The organism is Tenacibaculum larymnensis, assembly GCF_028829235.1.
Classification (GTDB): Bacteria; Bacteroidota; Bacteroidia; order Flavobacteriales; family Flavobacteriaceae; genus Polaribacter; species Polaribacter larymnensis.
The window spans coordinates 151,985-165,992 of record NZ_JAIWJY010000003.1 but is presented as its reverse complement, the minus strand read 5'-3'; the positions used below and the strand labels follow the sequence as shown (position 1 = coordinate 165,992).

Sequence of the window (14,008 nt, the reverse complement as noted above, 5' to 3'; positions counted from 1 at the left end):
TTTAAAATCAAATTAAATACGTCTCGTGCAGTTTTTGTATATCCCGTATGAGAAAGGGAACTGCATAATCTCTAAAAGGAACAATGTGCGAATCAAGAGTCTCAAAGAGATTGATATAAGAATGTACAAAAGAGACAACAAAGACTTGTTGCTCAAAATTTAAGGAGTTAAAAGATATCTTAAGGTCATCCTGACCTTCAACAACTAATTGTTTACCTGAACAACAGGAATCATCCTGAACTTCACTTTGACAATCATTTTTGGATAGTTGTTTATCCATTCCGCAAGTTTCAACGTGCCCAAATAAAGAAGAATCCACTAAAGTATCGCCACAATAATGACTATCAATAGTAAAAGAAACTGTTGACAATAACACGATAAGTACCAAACAAACGGATGATATTTTATGAAAAACTTTTTTCATTAATGTTGCGAATTTATAAAAAATTTATCTCATTTTGTTCATTTAACATTTTTTTTTGATTTATCAATGTTTATTTTGCGCATTAAACCGCTTGAATATTATTTACAAATAAAATTCTTTTGCAGTTTCCTTTATATGATATAAATCATAGTTTTGTTGAACTTTTAGAATTATATTCGTATCAATTAATTTTGTTATTTTTTCGTAAAAAACTGATAATAAAATAATTGAACAGTTGAATTTTATTTTCCAAAATCCTTTAATGTTAATCAAAATTTATTAATTTTATAGTGTGAAATCTTTTTTTACTAAAATATTGTCTTTCTTTTTAGCAGTTTTAATACTGTTTTCTACCTCTTCTTTTACGGTAGATATGCATTTTTGCTGTAATAAAATGGTAGATATGGCTTTTTTTAGTAAAGCGGAATCTTGTTCGGAGACTGCACAGAAAAAAGGTAATGATTCCAAGCAATGTACTACAATACAAGAAAAAGACTGTTGCGATAATCAAACCATCGTGAAAGAAGGAGATGACACCTTCAAGAAGGCCAATAAAATTTCAGAGATTGAAACTTTAGTTTTCTTAAACAATTTCGTCTATTCTTATATCAACCTTTTTGAAGATTTAGAGAAAAACACAGTTCCTTTTAAGGCTTATAGGCCACCATTGCTATCCACAGACCTTGTAATTCTCAACGAGTCCTTTTTAATTTGATTTTCTACATCGCAGGTTAAAATTAATCTGCATTGCCTCTATAGCCAATATTTCACTTCTGGCTAACATTTGTTGTACCCTATTCTCAACAACGCTACACAATATTAATCCTGTTAGGCTAAACCTATCAGGCCATTGAGCTAAACTCAATGACAATACATTATATACTATGAACAAACCAAAAGAATTTTGGATTAAGAATATGGTCTGTAACCGCTGCTTAAAAGTAATTAAACAAGAATTACAAGAACTTGAAGTTACTGTGCTTTCATTAGAATTAGGAAGATTATTGGTAGAAGCACCAAAAAAAACCAGCAATGAAATTGTCGAAGCTGTTACAACTGTGCTTCACGCTAATGATTTTGAAATTGTACAAAAAGAAGAAGAAATGCTCACAGAAAGAATCAAGATTATTCTAATAGAACAATTGCAAGAGCTACCGCTACATATTAAGGTAAAAACATCTGAATTATTGTCATCAGGTCTTCATCGTGATTACAAAACATTGAGCAGATTATTTTCAGCCAACCAACAGACAACCATTGAAAAGTACTTTATCAAATTAAAAATTGAAAAAGTCAAGGAACTCATACAGCTTAAACAGCATTCCTTCTCTGATATAGGGTACTTATTGGATTACAGCAGTGTAAATCACTTATCTAGACAATTTAAGGATGTGGTTGGAATGAGTATGACAGATTATAAAAACACAGAAAATTGGAAGCGAAATTATTACGATGAAATTATGTAGATAAGAACGAAAGTTATGCAGATAAAGGCTAATGTCATTCGCTATTTTCATCAAACTAAAATGAATAAAAAATGAAAACAATCTTCCTAACATTATTAATTATCCCAATACTGGGAATTGGACAGACCATAGAAAACATTGACTTTGTGTCCCCTTTTCACGACGGTCTTTCAGCTGTAAAAAAAGGAAATAGCTGGGCATTTATTGACCAAAACGGCTCTATAATCATTGATTTTAGAGAAGACTTGGTAAAGACCAAAACCGACGGGGGCTACTATCCTCTGTTCAGTAATGGAAAATGTATTATAGCCCGCAAAAAAGATGATATACTCTATTATGGGTTCATTGACAAAAAAGGAAACATAAGTATCGAACCACAGTTTCTAAATGTCTTAAACTTTCAAAGTGACAAAGCCTTAGCATTAATAGTACATAAAGAGACCATAGGCTATAATGATATTTTTAAAAAAGATGTTGTTAACTACCATTATTTTGAAGTGGTCATCGATGAGAACGGAAATTCTCTAGACCACCTTACCCAATTGGCTTTACATATTTCCCCAAAATACTCTAAAAGCAAAGAACCACCTGTTATCACATCTAAATTTATTTCTGATAATCTGATAGCAGTAAAAAGCGATGAAAATAAATGGAACTTAAGAAAAATCAAGTAGTAAGATGTATTCACTTAAAGAAAAAATAAAAAAGTAATAAAACTAAAGATTATGAAAAACAATCACTGGATATGGATGATTATAGGCTGTGGTTTACCGCTTCTGTTCATCTTTTTAGCACCTTCTTTTGGTATAGGAGGAGGCTCTTCCCTTTTCATCTTCATATTATTTATGTTCGCCATTCACCTGTTTATGCCTCACGGGTCTCACGGCCACGGAGGACACAGACACAACAATGGAAACCATAATAATCACGAACATAATGAAAAGCAGTCTGATGATGGTTCAACAGAGAAAAGAAAAGGACATCAACATCATTAATAGCAAATGTTATGAAACAAAAATTTCAAATAAGCGGAATCAGTTGTGGCGGATGCGTTGCAAGGGTCAAGAAAACCTTGGAGAATCATCCTAATATCGAAAAAGCAGAGATTTTCTTGGCACCAAAAGGTGCTTCACTTATCACGATGAATGCAGCACTTTCTGTTGCCGAATTACAAAAGCAACTTGATGGGCTCAATGGTTATACAATTACAGAATTAAATTAACAACAACTTAAAACCAAAAATTATGTGTTTTTACGAAGGACATTTTGGAGGTATGCACCTAATATGGTGGATTATATGGATTATTTTATTGGCTTGGATATTCTTTATCCCAGCAGATATCCCTTATCAAAAAACAAAGAAGGACAGCCCACTGGATATTCTTAAAAACCGCTTTGCAAAAGGCGAAATATCCAAGGAAGAATTTGAGGAATCAAAAAAGATATTAAAATCAGACAACTAACTCAAAACTTTAAAATTATGTATCGATTAAACGTAAAAAAACTCGGATTTGCTTTCGGTCTTACGGGGGCACTAATTTACTTAGGCTGTATGATAGTTATGTCAACAGCAGGTCGAGAAGCCACTATCGATTTTTTCAACAGCCTATTGCACGGTTTAGATACCACAAGCATTATCAGGATGGATGTGCCACTATGGGAAGCCGGTTTGGGAATAGTACAGATATTCATTTTAGGATGGCTAATAGGTGCCTGTATTGCGGCTTTTTATAATGCGCAAATAAAAGTCAAAAAATAAGAGAGTAAAATAAAATTTATGCAATATGTCTGGTTCATATGGTCTCTTATAATTCTTGCTCTTTGGGCAATAATCTATTTGTCAAAAAAGGGGTATAGAAAAGAAATGCTCAAAATGAGCCTTATTACTATGCCCTTTGGATTGACCGAACCTTTGTTTGTACCTGAATATTGGTTTCCACCTTCCCTATTTAATTTAGCAGAAAGAACAGGTTTTGATATCGAAAGTCTCATTTTTTCTTTTGCAATCGGTGGTATAGGTGTGGTACTTTATAATCTTATTTTTAAACAAACCTTTCAAGAAATAACACATACAGAGCGAAATCACAGAAGACATCGCTTGCATATATACATCTTATTTGTACCAGCAATCGTGTTTTTAATATTAGCACTATTTACATCATTAAACCATATTTATTGTGGTACTATAGCGATGTTCCTAGGTGGTTTAGCAACATTATACTGTCGCCCAGATTTAAAAAGAAAGATATGGGTTGGGGGTATCTTGTTTACGGTATTATACTTCATATACTTTGGAAGTATCCTTCCATTTTATCCACAATATGTTGAGCTGTACTGGAACCTTGACAGCCTAACCCATATTCTGGTTCTGGGAATCCCCTTTGAAGAATTATTGTTCGCCTTCACCTTTGGAATGTACTGGTCTGGATTATATGAACACTTGTATTGGAGAAAACTTATAAAATCGAAAGAAATGTCAACCAACTAATACATTCAAACTATGAAAATACTATTGGCCATAGATGGTTCAGATTTCAGTAAAGTAGCCATTCACGAACTTATAAAAATGACCCTATCCTCAAATAGTGAAATTCATATTATAAATGTTTATGAAGTTCCGAAAACAACCGGCCTGGGATTGCATACTATGGGCGGCAGGATAGGAAATTACATAGAAGAAATTAGAAGTAACGCTCAAAAATTGGGAAACAAAATCGTTTCAGAAGCTTTCGATAAAATCAAGGCCGAAAACAAGGCACTTACCATAACCACAAGTGTTGTTAGTGGCCTGCCCAAAAGTACTATTTATGAAAAAGCAGAAGATTGGGGGTGCAGATTTAATCGTAGTAGGCTCTCAGGGTCACGGTGCACTTTCACGCTTAGTATTGGGCTCTGTATCCCAATATTTGACCACAAATGCCAAATGTTCAGTACTCATTGCAAGAGATAGAAATAAAAAATGAAAGAAAAGCAAACACATAGCATTCCGTTGGAATCCGCCTGTAAGATAACAGATGAGATATGTCTTCCCGATACTAAATTACCTCGTGTGGTTATCGTTGGTGGAGGATTTGCAGGTTTGGCATTGGTTATAAAATATCTGAACGATCCTTTGGTGCTTATCGTAGCAGCGATTGGGATTGTTCTAATACTTGTTGCAGAACGCCTTTTTATGATTTCACACACAGACGATGAAGGTAATATGCCAATGGGAATGGAAACTACGAACAATAAAACATAATTAATAAAAATCAATTTATATGAAAAATATAGCAGTTATAGGATACGGAGTCATTGGAAAAAGGGTGGCAGATGCCATCAACTTACAAAACGATATGAAGCTTTCGGGAGTATGTGATATCATTAGCGACTGGCGAATTCAAAATGCCGTAAGAAAGGAATACGACATTTATGCAGCAACTAAAGATGCTGCTGATAAAATGAAATCTGAAGGGATTTCGGTAAAAGGCGATATGCAGGAACTTTTAAAGAAATCAGATCTTGTTGTGGACTGTACACCCAAAAAAATTGCCGCTCAGAATGTCGTTATCTACAAGGAGCAAAACATCAAATTTATTCTACACGGTGGCGAAAAACACGAAACCACAGGGCATTCCTTTAGTGCAGAAAATAATTACAAATCAGCTCTAAACTTGAATGCGACAAGAGTAGTTTCCTGTAATACTACGTCTATTTTAAGAACCTTGACCGCTTTAAAAAGAGCCGATTTATTGGATTATGCCAGAGGTACACTTTTAAGAAGAGCTACAGACCCTTGGGAAAGTCATTTAGGTGGTATTATGAATACAATGGTTCCCGAAAAAGATATCCCAAGCCATCAAGGTCCAGATGCTAAAAGTGTTGACCCAGAACTGGATGTCATCACCGCAGCGGTAAAAGTACCCGAAACATTGAGCCATATGCACTACTGGAATGTGAAATTGAAAAAGCAGGCGACAAAGGAAGAAGTGCTAAATGCTTTCAAAACTTCAAGTCGTATTAAATTAATTCAATATGACCAAGGTCTGGTTTCTAACAATACCATTAAGGAAATGTTCTTGGATATGGGAAGGCCTTGGGGCGATATGTACGAAGTAGCACTATGGGAAGATATGCTGAAGGTACAGGGAGACGAACTCTTTTATGCCTACGTGGTCGATAACCAAGCTATTGTAATCCCGGAAACAATTGATGCTATTAGGGCTTTAACTGGAATTGAAACAGATGGTACAAAATCCATAGCCAAAACAAATGAAAGTTTAGGAATCCATTAAATACTATCAAGATGAAAACAGACAAGAATATAGTAGAACTTTTAGGAGAAAAAGCAGACTTCTATTTAGAACACGTTTGTGAAAAAATAACAAAAGATGAGTTACAAACACCAAGCACAAATAGTATAGACAAGGTGTTTGGCAATAGCAACAGAAATTCACAGGTACTTCGTAGCCTTTCCCAATTATACAATCACGGAAATCTGGCAGGAACTGGTTATTTAAGTATCCTTCCTGTTGACCAAGGTATTGAGCATAGCGCGGCCTTTTCATTCTATAAAAACCCAGATTATTTTGACCCAGAGAACATCATAAAACTTGCTATGGAAGCTGGTTGCAATGGTGTGGCATCCACGTTTGGTGTATTGGGATTGAACGCCCGAAAATATGCCCATAAAATCCCTTTTATCGTCAAGATTAACCATAACGAGCTACTTACCTATCCAAATAAATATGACCAAACATTATTTGGTAAGGTAAAAAATGCCTGGGATATGGGAGCAATTGCCGTAGGAGCTACGATTTATTTTGGTTCAGCAGAAAGCAACAGACAGCTAAAAGAAATAGCTGAAGCTTTTGAAGAAGCACACAATCTGGGAATGGCCACCATCTTATGGTGCTATACACGGAACGAGGCATTTAAAACCAACAAGGAAGATTATCACGCAGCTGCCGATGTAACTGGGCAGGCAAACCATTTGGGTGTTACTATTCAAGCAGACATCATCAAACAAAAATTACCTACCAATAATTTTGGTTTCAAAGAGATAGGATTTGGAAAATATGATGATGAAATGTATAAAACCCTTACCACAGACCACCCTATTGACCTTTGCAGGTTGCAAGTAGCCAATTGCTATATGGGTAAAATAGGGCTAATTAATTCAGGCGGTGGTTCCAAAGGCAAATCAGATTTGTCCGAAGCTGTAACAACTGCCGTTATCAATAAAAGGGCTGGTGGTTCTGGGCTGATAATGGGAAGAAAAGCATTTCAAAAACCCTTTAGCGAAGGCGTAAGAGTATTACAATCCGTTCAGGAAGTGTATCTGGATAATAAAATTAATATAGCATAATCAACAGAATGTTTGACACAGAGATAAAATCATTAAAATCACTTAACCACTACCTCCTTAAACTGGTAGAAAGCCGTCTATGGCTTAAAGTAATCATTGCCTTGTTTTTAGGTGTTGGATTTGGTCTGCTATTGAGCCCACAAAATGGATGGATTTCTAAAGAAACAGCAGATATCGCGGGGAATTGGCTGGCATTGCCTGGTGTCCTGTTTCTGAAACTGGTTCAAATGATTATGATTCCGTTGATTGTGGCTTCCATCATTACTGGAATAGCAAGTAATGATAAGGACAGTCTAAAAAAATTAGGTGGTGGGGTTTTGTTATATTTTCTAGGTACTACGATAGTTTCGGTAAGTTTGGGTGTCATACTATCTCAACTTTTTAGACCTGGTCGCTTTTTACATCAACAGGCTCTAGCTGAACATAATGAAATTACAGCTGTTCCAACGGAAAATCCAGAGCTTTCCTTCGGAATTGAAACGATTCCTGATGCCATCTCAAACTTACTTCCCGAAAACCCGTTGGCATCTATGGTAAGTGGTGAAATGTTAAGTATTGTGATTTTCACAATCATTATTGGTGTAGCTGTGCTATCTCTTGAAAATGATTTACTGCGCCCAGTAAAGCTGCTTCTAAGTGCCATTCAGGAAGTCTGTATGACGGTGGTAAAATGGTCTATGTTATTAGTCCCTATTGCTGTTTTCGGACTTATGGCGCAGCTTACCTCTAGTGTTGGTTTAAGTTCTCTTTCCGGTCTCACCTATTATGTTGGCGTCGTCCTGCTCGGTCTATTACTTTTGGTAATTTTCTATTTAGGGCTAATTGTGCTTCTTGGAAAAGCAAACCCTATGCATTTCCTAAAAAAAATAAGGGACGTTCAATTATTGGCCTTTTCAACCACAAGCTCTGCGGCCGTGATGCCACTTTCCCTTCAAACAGCCGGAGAAGAATTGAAGGTGGACAAGACCATTAGCAATTTTATTATTCCCATAGGTGCAACCGTCAATATGGATGGTACTGCACTCTATCAAACGATAACAACCCTTTTTATAGCCCAAGCCTATGGACTGGAAATGAGTTTGCTCAATATTATTGTGGTCATTGTAACTATCGTTGCTGCTTCAATCGGCACACCTGCCATTCCCGGAGGTGGTGTGGTGATACTCGCTTCTGTTTTGGGAAGTGTCGGTATTCCAGCCGAAGGCATCATCATTATTATTGGTGTAGAAAGATTGTTGGGAATGTTCAGGACTGCTGTAAACGTAACGGGTGACCTCACAGCTTGTATGGTTTTTAATAGGTTTTATGGTAAAACCCCAATATTGGTTAATGATAAAACTTTAAAAATATGACATTACTACTCATATCCATATTTTTCATTTTTCCTGTGGTCGCAATAGCAGGATATCAACATTATAAGATTGTTAAGCACCCAGCTTATGATGCTGACAAAACACTCTTAAATTATGAAATTATAGGTGCGGGTGAAAACAAACTCGTTTTGCTGCACGGTTTGACAGGGTCATTGAATTATTGGAAACGCAATTTAGAAAGCATTTCAAAAACACACACTTTGCTATTAATAGACCTTTTGGGTTTTGGTGATTCGCCAAAACCACAAAGTGATTATTCGCTTTCAGTTCAACTTAAAGCTTTAGAATTGGTTTTGCAAAAAGAAGGATTCAATGATGGAAAAACCATAGTTGCCGGTCATTCTATGGGCGCTATAATTTCAATGGCCCTATTGGAAAAACACTCAAATTGGCTCAAAGCAGGCATTTTTATTGGAATACCTGTTTATCAGGATGCAGATGAATTTAAAAAAATTATGTCCTCACATTCCTTTGTGGACAGAATATCAACAAGCAGATTCTCTAAATACATCTGTATGATTCATCCCATTTTTATGTCGCGTGCATTTAAACCAGACAACCTCACGGATGATGTTTATGAAGATGCAAAAAAACACCATTGGCAGAGCTACTATTATTCGCTTACGAGGATAATCCTAAAAACAGATTTATACGGGATTGCAAGAAAGATTAGAAACACAAAAGTGCTTTTCATTCACGGAGCAAAGGACACTACTGCACCGCTCAAAAATGCTATAGACATATCAAGAGAATTTACAAACGTAAAAACTGTTACCTCTACAGGGGGAGACCATCAGTTCTTTCTAAAAGAAGCAGAATTTGTATGGAAGACCATCCAAGATTTTTCTGTTTCAGATAAAAAATCACAAAAAACAATTTTAAATGAATACTAATAAAATTAAACATATAGGTGTATTTACCTCTGGAGGTGATAGTCCAGGGATGAATGCAGCCTTGTACGCCATTACAAAAACGGCTGAAGTAAATGGTATAAACGTAAGCGGCTTTCGAAAAGGATATGAAGGATTGATAGACGGTGACTTGGTTCAATTAAAATCACACGAATTACAAAAACTGACCCAAAAGGGTGGCACAATTCTAAAGACCGCACGAAGCAAACGTTTTCTCGAACTGGAAGGTCGAAAAAAAGCCCTGCAAACCCTAAATGCAAACAAAATAGATGCCCTGATTGCCATTGGTGGCGATGGCACATTTAAAGGACTACTTACTTTTTCAGAAATATGCGACATTCCGTTTATCGGCATTCCTGGTACTATAGATAATGATATTTCAGGAACAGATTATACCCTTGGTTTTGATTCCGCAGTTAACACAGCCATTGAAAACATTGATAAAATAAGGGATACTGCCGAATCCCATAACCGTGTGTTCATTGTTGAAGTAATGGGAAGGGATTCGGGTTACATCGGTATTCATTCTGGATTGATGGTTGGTGCGGACGCCATATTAATTCCGGAGAGCGGTACGGACTTTATTAACCTTTTGGGTAAGGTGAAAAATTACGATAGCGAGGATGCTTTTCTAATCGTAGTTTCTGAAGGTGACGAAATTGGTGCCGAACTTGTTTCTTCAAAAATAAAGGAAGTCAATCCCAATGTCGATTTACGCATAACAAAGCTTGGCCACATACAGCGAGGTGGAAATCCTTCTGCTTTGGATAGAATGTTGGGCATAAGGCTTGGGGTGGAAGCCGTAAAATCGCTTTTACAAAGTAAAAAGAATGTAATGATCGGGATTTTAAACAATCAATTGCACTTAACCCCTTTTAATGAGGTGGTCAAGCAACATCAGGTCAATAAAGAATTGCACGAACTTTTAGAACTATTTGGAACATAAATTATGAAAACAACAATATACAGCACACATAAATTCGATAAGCCTTCCATTGAAAACGCTAATAAAGGAAAACATCAATTGAATTTTCTAGAATTTAGGCTAACAAAGGAAACCGCCTTATTGGCAGAAGGTTCAAAGGCCATAGCACTTTTCTCAAGTGACGATGCCTCTTCGGAAGTTTTGGATATTTTACACAAACTAGGCATAAAATTTATCGCATTACGTTCGGCAGGTTTCAATCACGTCGATTTAGAAAAAGCAGCTGAATTGAATATAAAAGTGGCCCGTGTCCCAGCCTATTCACCTTATGCCATTGCAGAACATACAATGGCTTTGATACTTGCATTAAACCGAAGACTGATTAAAGCCCACAATAGAGTGCGCGAACAAAACTTTTCATTAAACGGTCTCACTGGTTTTGACCTAAATGGGAAAACCGTTGGCGTGATTGGAACAGGAAAAATAGGGTCTGTACTCGTAAAAATACTTCACGGATTCGGCTGCAATATTCTTGCCCAGGATATAGAAGAAAGCAAAGACCTAATTGATAAATATGGCGTAATCTATTCAGATTGTGCGACGCTCTGTAAGCACGCAGATATAATAAGCCTGCACGTGCCATTAAAAGCTTCAACAAAACATTTAATAAATAAAGAGCATATAGCACTAATGAAATCTGGAGTAATGCTCATCAATACAAGTCGTGGTGGGTTGGTGGACACCAAGGCAGTTATCGAAGGATTGAAAACTAAAAAAATAGGGTATTTAGGACTGGATGTTTATGAGGAAGAAGAAGGATTGTTCTTTGAAGACCATTCCGATGACATTTTGCAAGACGATGTCATTGCACGGTTAATGACTTTTAATAATGTTTTAATTACCAGTCATCAGGCCTTTTTAACCGAAACTGCATTGACAAATATTGCTGAAACCACAATATATAATCTGGATTGTTTTGAAAAAGACAAAGTTTCAGGAAACGAAGTTTCTTGATTAAGAAGCAAAAAATAGTAGTAACACTTAAATCTTAAAATTATGAATCGAGTAAAAAATAAAGTAGCCATTGTCACAGGAGGTGCCTCTGGTCTAGGGAAATCAAGTGCTATTTTATTAGCACGTGAAGGAGCAAAAATTGTTGTTACAGATATAGATGAAGAAGATGGAAAAAAGGTAGTCCAACAAATCAAAGCTAACGGTGGGGAGGCTATATTCATTAAACAAGATGTATCCAAAGAAGATGAATGGAAAAATGTCATTGAGACCACGCTCAAAACTTTCGGAAAATTACACATATTAGCTAATTCTGCCGGAATAGGATTAGGTGGAACTGTAGAAGAAGTTACCCTTGAAGATTGGAAAAACCTCATAGATGTAAACCTAAATGGCACTTTTTTAGGTACTCAATATGGTATAAAGGGTATGAAGGAAACTGGAGAAGGTGGTTCCATCATCAACTTCTCTTCCATTGAAGGACTTATCGGTGACCCTAACCTACCTGCTTATAACGCAAGCAAAGGCGGTGTTACCATATTCACGAAATCTGCTGCCCTGCATTGTGCAAGACAAGGCTACGGAATCCGTATCAATTCTATACATCCTGCTTATATCTGGACACCAATGGTAGAAAATTTTCTGAAAGCTCAAGGTAATGTAGAAGAAGGCAAAAAGCAATTAGAAAGTTTGCATCCTGTTGGTCATTTGGGAGAGCCTGATGATATAGGCTATGGAGTCGTCTATCTAGCTTCGGATGAGTCCAAATTTATGACTGGTTCTGAATTGGTAATAGATGGTGGCTATACCGCCCAATAAGAAAAACAATAAAACTAAAATTATGAAAAACATACTCGTACCAACAGACTTTTCAAAAAATTGCAATAAAGCAGAAGAACTCGGAATTGAAATGGCAAAGCTTTACAATTCCGAAATCCATTTTTTCCATTTGATGAAAACCCCTGTTGATTGGGTAAAACTGGATAAACAAAAAGAAAAAAGGTATCCCGAAACTTTAAAGGAAATTGGAGTCGTTAAATCAAAATTGCGGGAACTGGAAAAAAAGGCTGAGCACGAAGGTCTTAAATGTCGAACTTTTCTTCAATTTGATTCGGGACAGAAAGATATTTTAGAACATTCTGGTCATTTCCATCACGATTTTATAGTTACGGGAAGTAGTGGCACCCGAGGCGGTATACGTGAGTTAATGGGAAGCAACGTAGAAAAAATTGTTAGGAAAGCTGATGTACCGGTTGTTGTAGTCAAGGATGAAGAAGTATCCTTTCCTTTTAAGGATATCGTTTTTGTTTCAGATTTTCTTCAAGATGTAAGCGATGCATTTAAGCAGGTTATTTCGATTGCTGAAAAATGCGGTGCACATATCCATTTATTGAGGGTCAATACTCAGACCGATTTTAACAGTATAGAACAAGGGTTGAACCCCATCAATGAGTTCCTGAAAAAATTCCCGGATTTGGATAACTTCTCAATGAACGTATATAACGAACCTGACGTAGAAACAGGGATAAACAATTTTTTACGATATAAAAATGCCGATTTAATTGCAATGTGTACACACGGACGTACAGGCTTTTTAAGCTTATTCTCTAAAAGCATCGCAGAGGGTATTACCAATCACTCCGAACTACCAGTAATGACTATTAAAATGTAACAATGAATAAATCAGTCTTAATAAAAAAATACTCTGGTGAGTACGAAGCCTTTGATGTAAACAAACTCATCAACTCCCTGCGGCGTTCACGGGCAGATGAGGATATTATTCAAGATATAGCCCGGAAAGTACAAGAGCAGATTGAAGAAGGAATGACAACCAAAAAAATCTATCAGTTGGCTTTCAAGATGCTAAAACGAAAATCTAGGGTAAGTGCCTCAAAGTACAAGCTCAAAAAAGCTTTAATGGAACTAGGTCCAACCGGTTTTCCATTTGAAAAGTTAGTAGGCAAACTATTGGCACACGAAGGATTTTCAACACAGGTTGGTGTCATAGTTCAAGGCAATTGCGTTCAGCACGAAGTGGATGTGATAGCGCAAAAAGGAAATAAACATTATATGATTGAATGTAAATACCATAGTGACCAAGGCAGGTTTTGCAATGTAAAAATCCCATTATATATCCATTCACGGTTTTTGGACGTGGAAAAGCAATGGAAACACCAAAAAGGTCACGAGGCTAAACTTCATAAAGGCGGGGTTTACACCAATACGCGTTTCACAACCGATGCCATTCAGTACGGGAAATGTGTTGGAATGCTTATGACCAGTTGGGATTATCCAAGAGGAAATGGTCTCAAGGACAGAATAGATAAATCGGGGCTACATCCCTTAACCGCTTTAACAACACTTACCAAAGCTGAAAAAACAAAATTATTGGATCAAGGCATCATACTCTGCAAGGAGCTACACGAAAATCCAGACTTTTTGGAACAAATGGGTATCAGTAAGCTAAGGCAAAATAAGATACTCGAAGATTCAAGAGAATTATGTAGATCCCATTAATTCAAATAATGAATAATTACTAATTTTTAAAAAT

Annotated in this window: 20 protein-coding genes and 1 pseudogene; 20 read left to right on the top strand and 1 reads right to left on the bottom strand. The window is 36.4% G+C overall.

The genetic code is table 11. From position 1 onward, the window contains the following. Window positions 1–7 precede the first annotated feature (7 nt). Window positions 8–424 carry an HYC_CC_PP family protein gene (locus tag LCI24_RS05730; RefSeq protein ID WP_274639531.1) on the bottom strand — a complete coding sequence of 139 codons (417 nt, stop codon included), beginning with the start codon at window positions 422–424 and terminating at the stop codon, window positions 8–10. Window positions 425–716: 292 nt separating this feature from the next. Here LCI24_RS05730 and LCI24_RS05725 point away from each other — a divergent pair, with 292 nt between their 5' ends. The 20 genes and pseudogenes from LCI24_RS05725 to LCI24_RS05635 all read left to right on the top strand — a co-directional run bounded on the left by LCI24_RS05725 (window position 717) and on the right by LCI24_RS05635 (window position 13,974). Further along, window positions 717–1,139, top strand: a complete 423-nt coding sequence (locus LCI24_RS05725) for an HYC_CC_PP family protein (protein ID WP_420802983.1) — start codon at window positions 717–719, stop codon at window positions 1,137–1,139. Window positions 1,140–1,308: 169 nt separating this feature from the next. Then, entirely contained in the window at window positions 1,309–1,890 is a 582-nt protein-coding gene (locus LCI24_RS05720; RefSeq protein ID WP_274639529.1) for a helix-turn-helix domain-containing protein, read from the top strand. A gap of 71 nt (window positions 1,891–1,961) precedes the next feature. After that, window positions 1,962–2,564: a WG repeat-containing protein gene (locus tag LCI24_RS05715; protein ID WP_129759410.1), complete on the top strand. Its 603-nt coding sequence runs from the start codon at window positions 1,962–1,964 to the stop codon at window positions 2,562–2,564. 51 nt (window positions 2,565–2,615) lie between these two features. Next, complete coding sequence (locus tag LCI24_RS05710) at window positions 2,616–2,885, top strand: hypothetical protein (RefSeq protein WP_009778901.1); 270 nt, start codon at window positions 2,616–2,618, stop codon at window positions 2,883–2,885. A gap of 11 nt (window positions 2,886–2,896) precedes the next feature. After that, window positions 2,897–3,112, top strand: coding sequence for a heavy-metal-associated domain-containing protein (locus LCI24_RS05705; RefSeq protein WP_274639528.1), 216 nt, complete (start codon window positions 2,897–2,899; stop codon window positions 3,110–3,112). Window positions 3,113–3,134: 22 nt separating this feature from the next. Further along, window positions 3,135–3,353 carry an SHOCT domain-containing protein gene (locus LCI24_RS05700; RefSeq protein WP_274639527.1) on the top strand — a complete coding sequence of 73 codons (219 nt, stop codon included), beginning with the start codon at window positions 3,135–3,137 and terminating at the stop codon, window positions 3,351–3,353. 17 nt (window positions 3,354–3,370) lie between these two features. After that, entirely contained in the window at window positions 3,371–3,649 is a 279-nt protein-coding gene (locus LCI24_RS05695; RefSeq protein ID WP_008616426.1) for a DUF5676 family membrane protein, read from the top strand. Window positions 3,650–3,763: 114 nt separating this feature from the next. Then, entirely contained in the window at window positions 3,764–4,378 is a 615-nt protein-coding gene (locus LCI24_RS05690) for a lycopene cyclase domain-containing protein (RefSeq protein ID WP_274639526.1), read from the top strand. A gap of 12 nt (window positions 4,379–4,390) precedes the next feature. Next, window positions 4,391–4,663 (top strand): annotated as a pseudogene (locus LCI24_RS17045) (universal stress protein); the annotation flags it as partial. Window positions 4,664–4,697: 34 nt separating this feature from the next. Further along, window positions 4,698–4,853, top strand: a complete 156-nt coding sequence (locus LCI24_RS17040; RefSeq protein ID WP_375600743.1) for a universal stress protein — start codon at window positions 4,698–4,700, stop codon at window positions 4,851–4,853. Next, window positions 4,850–5,131 (top strand): hypothetical protein, encoded by a 282-nt coding sequence (locus LCI24_RS05680; protein ID WP_274639525.1) that lies wholly within the window; start codon window positions 4,850–4,852, stop codon window positions 5,129–5,131. Before LCI24_RS17040 ends, LCI24_RS05680 begins: the two co-directional genes overlap by 4 nt. A 19-nt stretch (window positions 5,132–5,150) precedes the next feature. Then, on the top strand, window positions 5,151–6,164 hold the full coding sequence (locus LCI24_RS05675; RefSeq protein WP_274639524.1) for a type II glyceraldehyde-3-phosphate dehydrogenase: 1,014 nt from the start codon (window positions 5,151–5,153) through the stop codon (window positions 6,162–6,164). 11 nt (window positions 6,165–6,175) lie between these two features. Next, a complete protein-coding gene (locus LCI24_RS05670; RefSeq protein WP_274639523.1) occupies window positions 6,176–7,237 on the top strand; it encodes a class I fructose-bisphosphate aldolase in 1,062 nt (353 codons plus the stop codon). Between the two features lie 8 nt (window positions 7,238–7,245). Beyond that, on the top strand, window positions 7,246–8,589 hold the full coding sequence (locus LCI24_RS05665) for a dicarboxylate/amino acid:cation symporter (protein WP_274639522.1): 1,344 nt from the start codon (window positions 7,246–7,248) through the stop codon (window positions 8,587–8,589). Then, window positions 8,586–9,503: an alpha/beta fold hydrolase gene (locus LCI24_RS05660; RefSeq protein ID WP_274639521.1), complete on the top strand. Its 918-nt coding sequence runs from the start codon at window positions 8,586–8,588 to the stop codon at window positions 9,501–9,503. Before LCI24_RS05665 ends, LCI24_RS05660 begins: the two co-directional genes overlap by 4 nt. After that, a complete protein-coding gene (locus tag LCI24_RS05655; protein ID WP_274639520.1) occupies window positions 9,493–10,467 on the top strand; it encodes an ATP-dependent 6-phosphofructokinase in 975 nt (324 codons plus the stop codon). The genes LCI24_RS05660 and LCI24_RS05655 overlap by 11 nt, the downstream gene beginning before the upstream one ends. A 3-nt stretch (window positions 10,468–10,470) precedes the next feature. After that, window positions 10,471–11,460, top strand: a complete 990-nt coding sequence (locus LCI24_RS05650) for a 2-hydroxyacid dehydrogenase (RefSeq protein WP_274639519.1) — start codon at window positions 10,471–10,473, stop codon at window positions 11,458–11,460. Between the two features lie 42 nt (window positions 11,461–11,502). Beyond that, on the top strand, window positions 11,503–12,276 hold the full coding sequence (locus LCI24_RS05645) for an SDR family oxidoreductase (protein ID WP_026813297.1): 774 nt from the start codon (window positions 11,503–11,505) through the stop codon (window positions 12,274–12,276). 22 nt (window positions 12,277–12,298) lie between these two features. Then, complete coding sequence (locus LCI24_RS05640; protein ID WP_072316402.1) at window positions 12,299–13,129, top strand: universal stress protein; 831 nt, start codon at window positions 12,299–12,301, stop codon at window positions 13,127–13,129. Window positions 13,130–13,131: 2 nt separating this feature from the next. After that, window positions 13,132–13,974: an ATP cone domain-containing protein gene (locus tag LCI24_RS05635; RefSeq protein ID WP_274639518.1), complete on the top strand. Its 843-nt coding sequence runs from the start codon at window positions 13,132–13,134 to the stop codon at window positions 13,972–13,974. Window positions 13,975–14,008 lie beyond the last annotated feature (34 nt).

Coding starts and splice junctions, on each gene's coding strand:
- LCI24_RS05660 (WP_274639521.1), top strand. CDS start 8,586: ATGACATTACTACTCATATCCATATTTTTCATTTTTCCTGTGGTCGCA.
- LCI24_RS05695 (WP_008616426.1), top strand. CDS start 3,371: ATGTATCGATTAAACGTAAAAAAACTCGGATTTGCTTTCGGTCTTACG.
- LCI24_RS05700 (WP_274639527.1), top strand. CDS start 3,135: ATGTGTTTTTACGAAGGACATTTTGGAGGTATGCACCTAATATGGTGG.
- LCI24_RS05720 (WP_274639529.1), top strand. CDS start 1,309: ATGAACAAACCAAAAGAATTTTGGATTAAGAATATGGTCTGTAACCGC.
- LCI24_RS05650 (WP_274639519.1), top strand. CDS start 10,471: ATGAAAACAACAATATACAGCACACATAAATTCGATAAGCCTTCCATT.
- LCI24_RS05635 (WP_274639518.1), top strand. CDS start 13,132: ATGAATAAATCAGTCTTAATAAAAAAATACTCTGGTGAGTACGAAGCC.
- LCI24_RS05665 (WP_274639522.1), top strand. CDS start 7,246: ATGTTTGACACAGAGATAAAATCATTAAAATCACTTAACCACTACCTC.
- LCI24_RS05680 (WP_274639525.1), top strand. CDS start 4,850: ATGAAAGAAAAGCAAACACATAGCATTCCGTTGGAATCCGCCTGTAAG.
- LCI24_RS05675 (WP_274639524.1), top strand. CDS start 5,151: ATGAAAAATATAGCAGTTATAGGATACGGAGTCATTGGAAAAAGGGTG.
- LCI24_RS05690 (WP_274639526.1), top strand. CDS start 3,764: ATGAGCCTTATTACTATGCCCTTTGGATTGACCGAACCTTTGTTTGTA.
- LCI24_RS05645 (WP_026813297.1), top strand. CDS start 11,503: ATGAATCGAGTAAAAAATAAAGTAGCCATTGTCACAGGAGGTGCCTCT.
- LCI24_RS05705 (WP_274639528.1), top strand. CDS start 2,897: ATGAAACAAAAATTTCAAATAAGCGGAATCAGTTGTGGCGGATGCGTT.
- LCI24_RS05670 (WP_274639523.1), top strand. CDS start 6,176: ATGAAAACAGACAAGAATATAGTAGAACTTTTAGGAGAAAAAGCAGAC.
- LCI24_RS05715 (WP_129759410.1), top strand. CDS start 1,962: ATGAAAACAATCTTCCTAACATTATTAATTATCCCAATACTGGGAATT.
- LCI24_RS05730 (WP_274639531.1), bottom strand. CDS start 424: ATGAAAAAAGTTTTTCATAAAATATCATCCGTTTGTTTGGTACTTATC.
- LCI24_RS17040 (WP_375600743.1), top strand. CDS start 4,698: ATGAAAAAGCAGAAGATTGGGGGTGCAGATTTAATCGTAGTAGGCTCT.
- LCI24_RS05710 (WP_009778901.1), top strand. CDS start 2,616: ATGAAAAACAATCACTGGATATGGATGATTATAGGCTGTGGTTTACCG.
- LCI24_RS05640 (WP_072316402.1), top strand. CDS start 12,299: ATGAAAAACATACTCGTACCAACAGACTTTTCAAAAAATTGCAATAAA.
- LCI24_RS05655 (WP_274639520.1), top strand. CDS start 9,493: ATGAATACTAATAAAATTAAACATATAGGTGTATTTACCTCTGGAGGT.